Source organism: uncultured Flavobacterium sp., assembly GCF_963974175.1.
Taxonomy (GTDB): domain Bacteria; phylum Bacteroidota; class Bacteroidia; order Flavobacteriales; family Flavobacteriaceae; genus Flavobacterium.
Window position 1 is genome coordinate 91,171 of sequence record NZ_CAXBBR010000010.1, and the last position, 13,582, is coordinate 104,752.

Consider the following 13,582-nt stretch of genomic DNA (forward strand, 5'->3'; position numbering starts at 1 on the left):
TTCTTAGCTTTTGACAGACTAATAACAAAAATAATATAGATAATGAAAAAAATAATTTTTGCATTTGCATTTACATCAATCCTTTGGAGTTGTAAAACTGTTAATTCGGTACCCACTGCAGCAACAAAAGAGCAGGTTCAAGTCGCGATTAATCTGGATGTAATAACGAATGACCAAGTAATGGTAACCGTAAATGCGCCTTCAATCAAAACAGATGAAATTACGTACCACATTCCAAAAACAGTTCCTGGAACCTATTCAGAAGACAACTACGGTAGATACATCGAAGATTTAAAAGCTTATGATACAAAAGGTAATTTACTAGCTGTAAAAAAAGTTGACGTTAATTCTTGGTCCATTTCAAAAGCAAAGACTCTAGACAAAATCACTTATTTAGTAAATGATTCATTTGACACTGAGAAAGGCACAAAATTTGGCGATGAGGATATCTTTTCACCTGCAGGATCAAACATCGATGCAGGAAAAAACATTATGTTAAACACACATTGTTTTGTAGGTTACTTCACAAACTTTATGTCCACACCCTACAAAGTTACTATTACGCACCCTGCAACACTATGGGGTTCTACTTCAATGACTGATATGGATGCTAGCACTACTGCCGACACTTTTATCACGGCTCGCTACGCTGAATTGGTAGAAAACCCAATTATGTATTCAAAACCAGACTACACGACTTTTACCGTTGACGGAATGGAAATCCTTATTAGCGTTTATTCTCCTTCTGGAAAAGTCACTGCTGAAAGCATAACACCGGAGATGAAAACGATGATGACGGCACAAAAGACCTTTTTAGGTAAAATAAATGCGACTAAAAAATACAGTGTATTATTGTATTTATCATCCATGCAGGAAAATGACGCAAAAGGTTTTGGAGCTTTAGAGCATCCAACAGCTACTACAGTTGTTTTACCAGAATTGATGCCAAAAGAAGAATTGGTAAAGTCAATGATGGATGTAGTTTCACATGAATTTTTTCATATTGTAACTCCACTTAGCATTCATTCGAAAGAAATCCAATATTTTGATTACAACAATCCAAAAATGTCAGCTCATTTATGGATGTACGAAGGTGTTACTGAATATTTTGCTAATCTATTCCAAATCAACCAAGGTTTAATTACTGAAGAAGATTTTTACAGTCGCCTTTCAGACCAAATGGAACGTGCTGCTGCGATGAACGACACTATGTCTTTCACCACAATGAGTGCTAATGTTTTGAAAGACCAATACAAAGACCAATACATCAACGTATACCAAAAAGGATCCTTGATAGGAATGTGTTTGGATATCATTATCCGAGAAAAAAGTAATGGCGAAAGAGGAATTCTTGATTTGATGCAAAAACTATCTAGTGAATATGGAGTTTCAAAACCATTTAACGACGACGAACTTTTTGCTAAAATCACTTCTTTAACCTACCCTGAAGTAGGTGCATTCCTTACGACTTATGTAGCCGGGACCACCCCTATTCCATACGAAACTTACTTTGCAAAAGTTGGCGTTACACAGTCTACTGTAAAATCTCCTGGAAATGTATTCCTAAAAGGACAAGTACCTTACATCACTGTAAATCCAGAAACCAAAGAAATTGTTGTTATTCCTAATATCGAATTAAATCCTTTTTATACTGCCTTAGATCTTAAAGGAGGTGATATTATAATGGCTATAAACAACAAGCCGTATTCTCTGGATAACATCTACGATATGATTAGTGAAAGTCAGAACTGGAAAGAAAACGACGCTATTACTGTTAAAATAAAACGCAATGGAGCTGAACAAGTTCTTAAAGGAAAGATCAATCTTCCTTATGAAGAGAAAGCAGCCCTTAACGCAACTGACGTAACTAAAAAGACTTTAAGAGAAGCTTGGTTAAAAGGTTAAAACTAAAAATCAGACAAGAAATCCCAATTTAGAAATAGATTGGGATTTCTTTTATAAAATTCACCTAATTTAGAGAGTAAAGATTCCAACAATTTTCTTTATTTTGCAGCAAAATATTTAACCAATGAAAAAATCACTTCTTGCATTCGTTTCCCTATTACTTTTGGCATCATGCGCTAAAAATGAATCAAAAACAAACTTACACGTTACCGGAAATATTAAAGGCCTAAAAACAGGTACCTTATATATTCAAAGAGTAGTTGACAGCGCTCTTGTTGCCATTGACACCATTAAAATCGACGGCAGTTCTGCTTTTGAAAGCGATATCGATTTAAAATCCCCTGAAATGCTATACCTATTCCTTGACAGAGGAGTAAGCAATTCATTAGACAATAATATATTGTTTTTTGCTGAGCCTGGAAACATCAATATAGATACGAACTTAGACTCTTTCCTTTCAGGAGCTAAAATTACAGGATCAAAAAATCAAGATTTATATGAAGAGTATAGAAAAATCAGCTCCCGTTTTAGAGATGAAAACCTAACTCTACTTGAGCAAAAATTCAATGCTATTAAAAGCAACAACAAAAAAGTAATAGATAGCCTGAGTGCTAGGCAAGACTCTAACACAAAAAGAAGATACTTGTACGCTACTAACTTTGCTATTAACAATAAGGATTATGAAGTAGCGCCCTATGTTGCTTTATCTGATATCTATGACATTAATCTTAAGTACCTAGACACGATCCAAAAATCAATGACTCCAAAAGTAGCACAGTCTCTTTACGGAAAGAAACTAACTAAATATGTAGCTGAGGTCAGAACTCAAGAACAAAACGATTAGAAAGCTCGTTTCAACGAATTCTTAAAGCGTTAAAAAAAATGCCCCAATTGTATTGGGGCATTTTTTTGGTCCATAAAGGAAATCATTATTCTCCTTTGTATTAAAACAAAAAACCATCTAACAAAAGTTAGATGGTTTTACAAAGAGCCGGCGGAGGGACTCGAACCCACGACCTGCTGATTACAAATCAGCTGCTCTAGCCAACTGAGCTACGCTGGCATTCTTACGGCTGCAAATATAGTTCTGAATTTCTAATCTCCAAATAAAAAAATCATTATTTATTAATATTTTTTTTATTTGGAAACCAACAAAATACTTACTGCTTGCTTCTCTTATATAAAAAAACCACCTAACAAAAGTTAGATGGCTTTACAATGAGCCGGCGGAGGGACTCGAACCCACGACCTGCTGATTACAAATCAGCTGCTCTAGCCAACTGAGCTACGCTGGCGTCTCATTACGGGTGCAAATATACAGATGAATTCGTGTTTTACAAAATAAATCTGCACTTTTTTATCGTTTTTTTTGACTACAATTCGTTGATTTTAGCAATCAATTGATTTGCAGTTTGTTCCAATTCAACATTGATTTTTTTGAAGTGAGCTTTTTTATCTTCTACCTTCTTAGCGTTCACTTTTGTGATCAAAACATCAAAAGCAGCGATAGCTTCATCAATTAAATCATTAGTTTCTGTTGTTGGTTTTCCAGTAGTTGAAATTTCAAACAAGTAAACTGCTTCAATAATATCTCCTAATACGTAGTTGATGTCTTTTTTTAAATTCTTAATATTTGCCATTTTATTTTTAATTTTAATTTGCGTCTGCAAAAGTACATATAATCTTTCTATTACCGACTATGAAATGTAAATTTCTAAAATTGAAGCTTTTCCACTCATCACATAATAATCCATTGCCGCAGGAATTAACACAGTATCTCCTTTTTGATACTGATACATATTCATATTGTACTCAATTTCAAATGCTCCGTCAATACACATATATACCGTAAAGCTATTTCCAGTCTTCGAAATGTTTATTGTATCTGTTAACGGAATAAAATTTGTCGTGAAATAAGGACAATTAACAATTGAGTTTGACTGATTTTCTTCTTCTAAATATTCTTTGTGAGTCTCAACCTTTTCATAATTTATTGCTTCCAGCGCTAAATCTACATGTAATTCTCTAGTATTACCCTGCGCATCTACTCGATCAAAATCATAAATTCGATAGGTAATATCTGATGTTTGCTGAATCTCCGCCACCACTAAACCAGCACCAATAGCATGCACCGTTCCCGTTTCAAGAAAGAAGACATCTCCTTCTTTTACATTTACACTATCTAGAATACTAAGCAAATCATTGCTTTTCAACTTTTCTACATATTCATTGGCATTCGACTCTTCTCTAAAACCAACAATTATTCTAGCTTCCGGATCAGCTTGCATGATGTACCACATCTCTGTTTTCCCAAACGAATTGTGCCTTTTCTTTGCCAAAGCGTCGTTAGGATGTACTTGAATAGACAAGTCTTCTCGAGCATCTAAATATTTAAAAAGTAAGGGAAACTGCTTCCCAAAACGTTCATGAACTTCTGTTCCTAAAATCTCATTTGGAGCTTCATCAATGACTTCTGTTAGCAACTTCCCTTTCAAATCTCCATTAGCAATTACACTAACATCTCCTTCAACAGTTGACAATTCCCAACTCTCTCCAGTTATTTTTGACGTAATTGGTTTATTAAGGACTGTCTTTAGTTTTTCACCGCCCCAAATTCGTTCTTTTAATATGGGATCAAACTGTAACGGATATATTTTTTTACTCATTTTTATCTATTTAAAAAAAACAGCAACCTCTGTTTTACAATTGTATCTAATGCTATTCACTGATTTAAGAGACTAGTTTTTTAACAGCTTCTAACGCCTTTGGAATATGCTTCGAAGCCATCATACTATCAAAAATCATTATTATTTTCCCTTTTTTATCTGTCACATAAGTCACCCTCCCTGGCAGCAAGCCAAACATCCCTGATGGAACCCCAAAAAGTTTCCTGATTTTCTTATCAGGATCTGACAAAAGAATAAATGGTAATTTATATTGTTTTGAGAATTTTTGATGGGACTCGACGCTGTCACTGCTAATTCCAATAACCTCAGCACCTAAATCTTTGAAGTCTTCATACTGATCCCTAAAGCTACACGCCTGTGTGGTACATCCCGGAGTATTGTCCTTGGGATAGAAGTAAATAACCAATGGTTTATGACCTACGAGATTTTGACTATCAAAGTCATCTCCATTAGTATCTTTCGCTTTAAAACTCGGGATACTATCTCCTATTTTTAATTCCATTACTCTCCTTTATAGGTTACGAAATTACGAGGAGTTTCATAAAGAACAACTTCTAAATCAAATTCTGCCTTGATTCTTTTTCTTATTTTATTCCAAATTACCACGACAATATTTTCGGCTGTAGGATTGAGGTTTTCAAACTCAGGCACATCTACATTTAGATTTTTATGGTCGAACTGATTCTCTACCTCTTCTTTAATGATATCCGATAAAATCTTTATATCCATGACATAACCAGTCTCTGGATCAATTTCACCAGTAACACCTACAATCAACTCGTAATTGTGTCCGTGATAATTAGGGTTATTGCATTTCCCAAATACAGCATCGTTTTTCTCGAAAGTCCAATCCTTGCGATACAATCGATGTGCCGCATTGAAATGTGCTTTTCTACTTATAGTTACCTTCATAATTGTTTATAATTTTAACCATTGCTTCCTTTAAAAGTCACAAATGGGTTTTGCATATCTAAAACATCCCGTAGAACATTCTTAAATTTTATGATCTTCCAAAAAATGATAGAATTCGTCGAAAATTATTTTAAACCAGACGGTATAGATTTCGGGATGGGACTGCATGTCATTTTTTACTTCATCAATAGCCATCCATTTCCAAGCTTCTACTTCTTCTGGATTTATAACTGGGCTTTCGTCAGAATAACCAATCATCACATGATCTAGTTCATGCTCTGTCAAACCATTGTCAAACGGAGCCTTATATATAAAATGAAAAAGTTCTTTGAGATCAGTTCTAAAACCCATTTCTTCAAACAACCGTCTACTCCCCGCCTCAATATTGGACTCTCCATCTCTTTGATGACTGCAACAGGTATTTGTCCAGAGTAGTGGTGAATGGTATTTGTGATGTGCACGCTGTTGTAGCATGATTTCATTTTTACTATTCAAAACAAAAACTGAAAAAGCACGATGCAAAATTGCTTTTTCATGAGCTTCTAATTTGGGCATCAATCCAATTTGCTCATCGTTCTTATTAACTAATATTACATTTTCTTCTATCATAATTATTTTTAGCCTCACAAAAATACAAAAAAGATAAATAATAGCGTGTCCTTTAACGTTCTGTTTCATTTTGTTGAAGCTAAAACAATACGATAGAATTAGATCAGTATTCGATAAAAACCATTCGCATATTCTTTCTTACTTTTGATACACTAAAACCGCTATGACAATGAATAAAATAAATATCCGCAAAGCTCGACTAGAAGACTTGAACATACTTCTCGAATTTGAACAAGGAATCATTACTGCCGAACGCCCTTTTGATCCTACTTTAAAAGAAGGGAAAATTAATTATTACGATATTGAAAAAATGATTACTGCACCTCATATTGAAGTATTAATCGCTGAAATCGATTCTGAAATTGTAGGCTCCGGCTATGCTCGCATAGAAACCGCAAAGCCTTATTTAAATCACGACAACTACGCTTATCTGGGATTTATGTACACAGACCCCAAACACAGAGGAAAGGGTGTTAATGCAAATATTATTGAAGCCCTAAAAAAATGGTGTCAATCTCAAAATATAACAGAACTTCGTTTAGATGTATATAACGATAATCCCTCCGCAATTAGAGCTTATGAAAAAGTGGGATTTAAAAAACACTTAGTGAATATGAGAGTTGAATTGTGACAATTAACCAGTAACAGCACCAAAAGCATCTTTCGCACCTAAAAAACAATAGTTAAAACTTACATAAATAGCTGTTAATCTCCAACGGAGGCGACATCAGGAAGTCAAATAACTACTTATATTTGTGTCACATCGAGAATACTGCATCAGCCATTAAAAAGTGATAATAAAACCTAATAAAAAAGGCATTACTTCAATAAATACTCCGTATTTACAAATAAAAAAACAGCCTTTATCCGCTTTTTATTTTTATTCTCCTTGTTTATGCATACCGCTTGTGGACAAATAACGAAAGATTACAATAAAACAGAAATTATGGAAAACAAAAGCAGTAAACCGGAAAACCCATATTACTCCAATACAGATACCACAAAACTACATGTCACGGATACCGAATGGAAAAAAGTATTAGCCGAAGACGTGTATGAAGTAACTCGAAATGCCGATACCGAACGACCTTTTACTGGAAAATATTGGAACTCGGATGAAAAAGGAACCTATTACTGTACTGCCTGCGGTAACAAATTATTTCGTTCCGGAGCCAAATTCTCTAGTAGCTGTGGCTGGCCGAGTTTTTTCGAACAAGAAAATAAAAATAGTGTTATTTACAAAAAAGACAACTCCTTTGGCATGCAACGAACCGAAGCGCTTTGTGGAAGATGTGATGGCCATTTAGGTCATCTTTTTGACGACGGTCCAGCTCCTACAGGAAAAAGATACTGCATGAATTCTATCGCGCTTGACTTTATCCCTGACGGCAAATAGTATGGAAAGCGCCTTAATTTATTTATGAACTGCGCTAAGTATGTTGGGATAAAACAACAAAAAAACTAAGGAAGCTGCTATACAAATCATCATCATCCTCCTGATGAGAATAATAAAAAAACAATAGCTCCTAAACCGAAAATTACTTATTGGTTTTAGGAGCTATTGTTTTATAGATACCCCAAATAGGAAACATTTTCTTGCCTTGCTATTGAAAAAACACCCTATAGTTTGGCTACAAATATTTTAGCTCCGCTTTTTTAGATTAAAAAAACCTTCTTTATAATAAATGACACGCCGATTCAGGTCATCATTTCAAAAACAACTCTGTTTTTTTGAATGGAATTTATTAGTAAAAATCAAATGCTTTTTTGTGTATATTTGGACAGTAATTGCAAAATAATATCAATAATCGTAGATAATACAACTTTAAAACATATCTGTTTTTAAAATATAATCATTAATTTCTTACAGTGAATATGAAAAGTAACGATTATATTGACTTTTTTAAGCAATCTCCGGCCGTGTCGCTGGTTATGGATACTAATTTTACGATAGTAACCGTAACTGATAATTATCTAAAAGCTACCATGACGACACGCGAAACCATTATAGACAAATATGTTTTTGATATATTCCCTGATAATCCAGAAGAACTGCTATCCGAATCCACCAGCAGTTTAAGAGCTTCATTAAACCGCGTATTGAAGAATAAAACGGTCGATGAAATGGACTATATACAATATGACATTCAAAAACCCGAATCAGAAGGAGGCGGTTTTGAAGAACGCTATTGGAGAATTATTAACTCCCCTATTTTTGACTCAAACAACAACGTTACACATATAATTCAGCTTGTTGATGATGTGACTCGAAATAAGGAGCTGATTTCAAGCAATACTAAATTAGAAAAGAACATTAAACTATTGGCGGAATCATATGAATTTTCCGAAGAAATTATCGCCACAATGATGGAACCAATGTTGGTTCTCAATGAAGACCTTCAAATTAAATCCGCCAGTAATTCCTTTTGCCGAAAATACTCCCTTGACAAAGAAGAACTCGAAGGAACGTCTGTGTATGAAATAGACAATAAAAAATGGGACTTACCTGAATTACGGAGCCTCTTGAGTAATATGCTTTCCAAAAGTATAGACTTTCATAAAGTGGAAATAGCGTATGGCATTTCAGATTCTGACAGAAAAACAATTATAGTTAGCGCTAAATATATTTTTCAAAAAACACATAATGAAAAATCAATCCTATTAGTCATACAAGATGTTTCCGAAGTAAGGCGATTGTCAATAGAGCTTCAAAATAAAGAAAAAAAAGAATTCGAAACATTACTTGAGATCCAGAAGACAGCAACGAAAGAGATCGAAGACAGCAATAAACGATTTAACATGATACTGCTGCAATCCCCATTTGCAATAGCGATATTAAAAGGAAAAGACATGGTTGTTTCTCTCGCAAATGACACTATCAAAGAAATGTGGGGTAAAGGCCAAAATGTCGAAGGTCAAAAATTCAATGACGTATTACCTGAACTTATTGACAAAGAATTCCCTTTATTACTCGATAACGTTTTTACTACTGGCATTCCTTTTTACGGAAATGAGCTTCTTGCTCCTCTAGTATTAGATGGAGAATTAAGAGACTTTTATTTTAATTTTGTTTACCAGCCCTATTATGAAGCTGATGAAACAATCTCAGGTGTTACCATAATTGCCTATGATGTAACGACTCAGGTTTTATCAAAAAACGCATTAATAGAATCAAAAATTAATGCAGAGCAAAAAACACTAATTGCAGAAGAAGCCGTGAGGTCAAAACAGCAATTTTTGTCAAATATGAGTCACGAGATTAGAACTCCAATGAATGCGATTATTGGATTTACCAACGTCATTTTAAAAACCGAATTAAATAAATCTCAAAAAGAGTATATCAATGCAATTAAGGAATCTGGAGATGCTTTAATAATCTTAATTAATGACATCTTAGACATTGCAAAGGTAGACGCAGGAATGATGAACTTTGAGAAAACGGCTTTTAAACTATCTAAGTCTATCTCTGCGACACTTCATCTTTTTGAACAGAAGATGCTAGAAAAAAACATAGCATTATCCCATAACTATGACCCGGCCATCCCTAAAATTTTGATTGAAGACCCGATGCGTTTGCGTCAGATCATTTTGAATTTAATGAGCAATGCCATTAAGTTTACTTCAGAAGGAAAAATAAGCGTAAATATGCGTCTTTTGAACGAGGATAGCGAATCTTGCACCATTGAATTTCTAGTAACCGACACAGGGATTGGAATTGCTCAAGACAGACTCGAACACATATTTAAAAATTTTGAACAGGCTACAAAAGCTATTAGTAACTCCTATGGAGGGACAGGACTAGGTCTTGCTATTGTAAAGCAATTAGTCGAAATGCAAGGAGGAACAATAATAGCATCTAGTGAAGAAGGAAAAGGATCCTCTTTTGGGTTTACAATGAATTTCATGAAGCCGAGTCATGAAGAAATCGGAACCGACGCCGATCCAGAATTACTAGCACTAGATCTTTCTAAAGAATCAACAACCTCAGGGACAAAAGTATTAGTTGTCGAAGATGTAGTACTAAACCAACTTTTAATAAAAATAATATTATTGGATTTTGGATTTGATATTGAAATCGCTGACAATGGTCAGATTGCGGTCGATTTACTTCAAAACAACAAATTTGACATTGTTTTGATGGACTTACAAATGCCAGTAATGAATGGTTTTGAGACTACATCATACATCAGGAATGTTCTGAATTCTAAAATTCCAATCATTGCCCTTACTGCCGATGTTACCACTGCCGATGTAGAAAAATGCATCTCAGTAGGAATGAATGATTACATATCAAAACCAATTGACGAAAAATTATTGCTAGATAAAATCAACAAACACCTTTCAAAAAAATAAGTTAACTGAGATCAATTATATCTTTTTTATGATTGCATCAAACCCTACTGAATTTTAATTTCCCGTACTTTGCCTTTCAAAAAAACACCACTTTAAACATGAAAGCACTTACTTTTTCGGAATTTGGGGATTCAGATGTTCTTGAATATATAGATATACCCGCGCCAGCACTAAAAAAAGATGAAATTCTAGTCGAAATGCGCGCGATAGGCTTGAATTTTGCCGATGTGTACCGACGAAAAGGGAATTATCATTTAAAAGGAAATCCCCCGTTCATTGCTGGTTACGAAGGTGCAGGCGTAGTGGTCGATTCAAACAATACCGAATTCAAGGTTGGCGATCGCATTGCATTTGCTGATGTTCCCTTTGTCAATTCAGAATTAGTAGCCGTTCCAGTTGAACATGTTATTCCTTTACCGGATACCATTAGTTTCGAAACCGCCGCCACCATTCTTCTTCAGGGATTAACTGCTCATTATCTAGCGACTGACAGTCATAAAACACAAAAAGGAGAAACAGTACTCATCCATGCTTCAGCTGGAGGAGTAGGTCAATTTTTGACTCAAATTAGCAAGCTATTAGGTGCCACCGTTATTGGTCTAACCTCATCAGTATCTAAAGCAGAAACGGCTTTAAAAAACGGAGCAAATAAAGTGTTTTTATATTCTGAAGACTGGAAATCTAGCGTATTAGAGTATTGTCCTAATGGAGTAGACGTCGCTTACGACAGTGTAGGCAGTACATTAAGTGACAGTTTTGAAGTAACTAAAACTTGCGGACAAGTAGTATTTTTTGGTATGGCAGGTGGTGATCCAGATTTTATCAACCCAAGAATGCTAATGGATACTTCAAAAACCTTAACTGGTGGTGATTTATGGAGCTATTTGACATCTAAAGAACAACGTATCAAAAGAGCCCGCCAATTGTTTGACTGGATCAGCAGCAATAAAATTACAATTGCACCTCCTACCATCTTTAAATTATCCGAAGGTAAGAAAGCACATGATTATCTAGAAAGCAGAAAAAGTACTGGGAAAATAATTCTAATTCCCTAATTAGAAAAGATAACTAAAAATACTGACCTCAATTTATTTAATCTTAAATCGAGGTTTTTTTATGTAAACTTTCACCAATCATCAAAGCACATTTCTCTCCATCAATAGCAGCCGAAATAATTCCGCCCGCATAACCTGCTCCTTCACCACACGGATACAATCCTTTTATCTGCAGATGCTCATAGGTAATTGGATCTCTTGGAATTCGCACTGGCGAAGACGTTCTTGATTCTGGCGCATGCAGTATAGCCTCATTAGTCAAATACCCACGCATGGATTTCCCGAATTCAGAAAATCCTTCTCTTAATATCTGAGTTAAGAAACCGGGGAAAACTTGTCCCATTTCAACCGAAGTCGTTCCAGGAACATAGGAAGTTTTAGGTATATCTGAAGAAACTTTACTTTGTGTAAAATCAATCATTCTTTGTGCCGGTACTTTTTGAGTTTCCCCAGCCAAATGCCATGCTTTTTGTTCGATACTTTTTTGGAATTCCATTCCGGCGAGCGCACCAAATTTAGCAAAGGGTTTAAAGTCTTCTAGCTTTAATTCAACTACAATACCAGAATTTGCCGTTGCCTGATCTCTTTTTGAAGGAGACCAACCGTTTGTTACTACTTCGCCAGGACTAGTAGCGCAAGGTGCAATTACGCCACCGGGACACATACAAAAGGAATACATCCCTCTTCCTCCCACTTGCTTTACAATACTATAAGGCGCCGGAGGCAAAAGTTCGCCTCGATAATCGCAACTATATTGAATACTATCAATTAAAGATTGTGGATGCTCAGCTCTTACGCCCAAAGCAAAAGCTTTCGCTTCTATGAATATCTTTTTCCTGTCTAATAATTCAAAAATATCTCTTGCAGAATGTCCGGTGGCCAAAATCATTTTATTGGCTAAAATCGTATCTCCCTTTTGGGTTACGATTCCCTGAACTTCATTATTTTTTACTAAAATATCTGTCACTCGGGTTTCAAACAAAACCTGTCCACCACACTCAATAATTTTCTCTCGAATATCCTGAATAATTTGAGGTAATTTATTGGTTCCAATGTGTGGATGTGCTTCTACCAAAATATCTGGAGTAGCACCATAAGCCACTAATAATTCCAGAATTCGGGTTACATCTCCTCGTTTTTTTGATCTTGTATATAATTTTCCATCAGAATACGTTCCTGCTCCCCCTTCTCCAAAGCAATAATTAGAATCTTCATTTACCAGATGATCTACATTGATTGCCTTCAAGTCACGACGACGGCCACGCACATCTTTTCCTCTTTCAATCACTATTGGCTTCAAGCCTAATTCAATTAACTGCAAGGCAGCAAAAAGTCCAGCAGGCCCAGCCCCAACGACAATTACTTCTTGTGCATTTGCTACATTTCCATAATCAGGAAGTTCTATTCTATTTTCTTCAAAAGGTTCACCTTTCAGATACACCACTACTTTCAGATTGATTTTAATCGCTTTTTGACGTGCGTCAATAGAACGTTTTAAAATGGAAACATGCTGAATCTCCTTTGGAGAAATTTTTAGTAATTTCCCAAGGTGTTCCTTTAGCAACATTTCGTTTGCAGCAATTTCTGGAGATACTTGTAATAGGTGTTCTTGAGGCATTTCTTTAGTGATAATTCGGTTATTTGTCCCTTGTCTTTATCGAAAAACAAAGTGCAAAAATAGTATTTTGAAGTGGATTTGATTGTTTGTTTTGGCGGTAATTGTTTTTCGTCTTGGAAACTTTGTAACTTTGCCTCTTTGAACCTTATACTATCTTACCATGTCCAGACAAATAAAACTAATATGGGATTTCCGCGGACCCGCTTCGGCAAAAACAGCTGAACATCACGAAATTCACCTAAAAGAATACATCGCAATTGAAAAACTGCCATTAAACATTACTGGTTTTAAGATCCAGGGCGAAATGCAAGCTATTGCTTTTATGGTTGTTACTGATGAAAATATGATTCAGGTACGTGATGCCCTGAAACCGCATCGCGGTGAACTTTATGAAGAAAGTAATCAGTAATTAGTAGTCAGTTTACAGTGTCTCTGAACACTAA

The 13,582-nt window shown here is 35.3% G+C and carries 13 protein-coding genes and 2 tRNA genes; 7 read left to right on the forward strand and 8 right to left on the reverse strand.

Going from position 1 to position 13,582, the window contains the following annotated elements; translation table 11 throughout:
• The first annotated feature begins 42 nt into the window (after nt 1-42).
• Nucleotides 43-1,905, forward strand: a complete 1,863-nt coding sequence (locus AAC069_RS14445; protein ID WP_339921168.1) for a peptidase M61 — start codon at nt 43-45, stop codon at nt 1,903-1,905.
• Nucleotides 1,906-2,029: 124 nt separating this feature from the next.
• Complete coding sequence (locus tag AAC069_RS14450) at nt 2,030-2,749, forward strand: DUF4369 domain-containing protein (RefSeq protein ID WP_339921169.1); 720 nt, start codon at nt 2,030-2,032, stop codon at nt 2,747-2,749.
• A gap of 145 nt (nt 2,750-2,894) precedes the next feature.
• On the opposite strand, the gene AAC069_RS14455 is transcribed toward AAC069_RS14450, so the two are convergent.
• The 7 genes from AAC069_RS14455 to idi all read right to left on the reverse strand — a co-directional run bounded on the left by AAC069_RS14455 (nt 2,895) and on the right by idi (nt 6,113).
• Nucleotides 2,895-2,968: transfer RNA gene (locus tag AAC069_RS14455), tRNA-Thr, on the reverse strand.
• Nucleotides 2,969-3,126: 158 nt separating this feature from the next.
• Nucleotides 3,127-3,200: transfer RNA gene (locus AAC069_RS14460), tRNA-Thr, on the reverse strand.
• A 78-nt stretch (nt 3,201-3,278) separates the two neighbouring features.
• Nucleotides 3,279-3,545: a hypothetical protein gene (locus AAC069_RS14465; RefSeq protein ID WP_339921170.1), complete on the reverse strand. Its 267-nt coding sequence runs from the start codon at nt 3,543-3,545 to the stop codon at nt 3,279-3,281.
• Between the two features lie 57 nt (nt 3,546-3,602).
• A complete protein-coding gene (locus AAC069_RS14470) occupies nt 3,603-4,571 on the reverse strand; it encodes a type I phosphomannose isomerase catalytic subunit (RefSeq protein ID WP_339921171.1) in 969 nt (322 codons plus the stop codon).
• A gap of 64 nt (nt 4,572-4,635) precedes the next feature.
• Nucleotides 4,636-5,094: a peroxiredoxin gene (locus AAC069_RS14475; protein ID WP_339921172.1), complete on the reverse strand. Its 459-nt coding sequence runs from the start codon at nt 5,092-5,094 to the stop codon at nt 4,636-4,638.
• Nucleotides 5,094-5,504: a 6-carboxytetrahydropterin synthase gene (locus tag AAC069_RS14480; RefSeq protein WP_339921173.1), complete on the reverse strand. Its 411-nt coding sequence runs from the start codon at nt 5,502-5,504 to the stop codon at nt 5,094-5,096. Before AAC069_RS14480 ends, AAC069_RS14475 begins: the two co-directional genes overlap by 1 nt.
• 81 nt (nt 5,505-5,585) lie before the next feature.
• Complete coding sequence (gene idi / locus AAC069_RS14485) at nt 5,586-6,113, reverse strand: isopentenyl-diphosphate Delta-isomerase (protein WP_091091954.1); 528 nt, start codon at nt 6,111-6,113, stop codon at nt 5,586-5,588.
• A 169-nt stretch (nt 6,114-6,282) separates the two neighbouring features.
• Between idi and AAC069_RS14490 the strand changes: the two genes are divergently transcribed.
• From AAC069_RS14490 to AAC069_RS14505, 4 genes are all read left to right on the forward strand, one after another.
• Complete coding sequence (locus AAC069_RS14490; RefSeq protein ID WP_339921174.1) at nt 6,283-6,744, forward strand: GNAT family N-acetyltransferase; 462 nt, start codon at nt 6,283-6,285, stop codon at nt 6,742-6,744.
• A gap of 315 nt (nt 6,745-7,059) precedes the next feature.
• Nucleotides 7,060-7,509 (forward strand): peptide-methionine (R)-S-oxide reductase MsrB, encoded by a 450-nt coding sequence (msrB, locus tag AAC069_RS14495; RefSeq protein WP_339921175.1) that lies wholly within the window; start codon nt 7,060-7,062, stop codon nt 7,507-7,509.
• Nucleotides 7,510-7,988: 479 nt separating this feature from the next.
• Nucleotides 7,989-10,466 (forward strand): ATP-binding protein, encoded by a 2,478-nt coding sequence (locus AAC069_RS14500; protein WP_339921176.1) that lies wholly within the window; start codon nt 7,989-7,991, stop codon nt 10,464-10,466.
• A 98-nt stretch (nt 10,467-10,564) separates the two neighbouring features.
• Nucleotides 10,565-11,521, forward strand: a complete 957-nt coding sequence (locus tag AAC069_RS14505) for a quinone oxidoreductase (protein WP_339921177.1) — start codon at nt 10,565-10,567, stop codon at nt 11,519-11,521.
• 43 nt (nt 11,522-11,564) lie between these two features.
• On the opposite strand, the gene AAC069_RS14510 is transcribed toward AAC069_RS14505, so the two are convergent.
• Nucleotides 11,565-13,139, reverse strand: a complete 1,575-nt coding sequence (locus tag AAC069_RS14510; RefSeq protein ID WP_339921178.1) for an FAD-dependent protein — start codon at nt 13,137-13,139, stop codon at nt 11,565-11,567.
• Between the two features lie 160 nt (nt 13,140-13,299).
• Between AAC069_RS14510 and AAC069_RS14515 the strand changes: the two genes are divergently transcribed.
• Complete coding sequence (locus AAC069_RS14515; protein WP_091091939.1) at nt 13,300-13,548, forward strand: hypothetical protein; 249 nt, start codon at nt 13,300-13,302, stop codon at nt 13,546-13,548.
• The last annotated feature ends 34 nt before the right edge of the window (nt 13,549-13,582 follow it).

What these genes read in the sequence shown, in the direction of transcription:
- AAC069_RS14490 (WP_339921174.1), top strand. Translation starts at nt 6,283, where the DNA reads ATGAATAAAATAAATATCCGCAAAGCTCGACTAGAAGACTTGAACATA.
- AAC069_RS14500 (WP_339921176.1), top strand. Translation starts at nt 7,989, where the DNA reads ATGAAAAGTAACGATTATATTGACTTTTTTAAGCAATCTCCGGCCGTG.
- AAC069_RS14505 (WP_339921177.1), top strand. Translation starts at nt 10,565, where the DNA reads ATGAAAGCACTTACTTTTTCGGAATTTGGGGATTCAGATGTTCTTGAA.
- AAC069_RS14470 (WP_339921171.1), bottom strand. Translation starts at nt 4,571, where the DNA reads ATGAGTAAAAAAATATATCCGTTACAGTTTGATCCCATATTAAAAGAA.
- AAC069_RS14445 (WP_339921168.1), top strand. Translation starts at nt 43, where the DNA reads ATGAAAAAAATAATTTTTGCATTTGCATTTACATCAATCCTTTGGAGT.
- AAC069_RS14515 (WP_091091939.1), top strand. Translation starts at nt 13,300, where the DNA reads ATGTCCAGACAAATAAAACTAATATGGGATTTCCGCGGACCCGCTTCG.
- AAC069_RS14475 (WP_339921172.1), bottom strand. Translation starts at nt 5,094, where the DNA reads ATGGAATTAAAAATAGGAGATAGTATCCCGAGTTTTAAAGCGAAAGAT.
- AAC069_RS14480 (WP_339921173.1), bottom strand. Translation starts at nt 5,504, where the DNA reads ATGAAGGTAACTATAAGTAGAAAAGCACATTTCAATGCGGCACATCGA.
- AAC069_RS14450 (WP_339921169.1), top strand. Translation starts at nt 2,030, where the DNA reads ATGAAAAAATCACTTCTTGCATTCGTTTCCCTATTACTTTTGGCATCA.
- idi (WP_091091954.1), bottom strand. Translation starts at nt 6,113, where the DNA reads ATGATAGAAGAAAATGTAATATTAGTTAATAAGAACGATGAGCAAATT.
- AAC069_RS14510 (WP_339921178.1), bottom strand. Translation starts at nt 13,139, where the DNA reads ATGCCTCAAGAACACCTATTACAAGTATCTCCAGAAATTGCTGCAAAC.
- msrB (WP_339921175.1), top strand. Translation starts at nt 7,060, where the DNA reads ATGGAAAACAAAAGCAGTAAACCGGAAAACCCATATTACTCCAATACA.
- AAC069_RS14465 (WP_339921170.1), bottom strand. Translation starts at nt 3,545, where the DNA reads ATGGCAAATATTAAGAATTTAAAAAAAGACATCAACTACGTATTAGGA.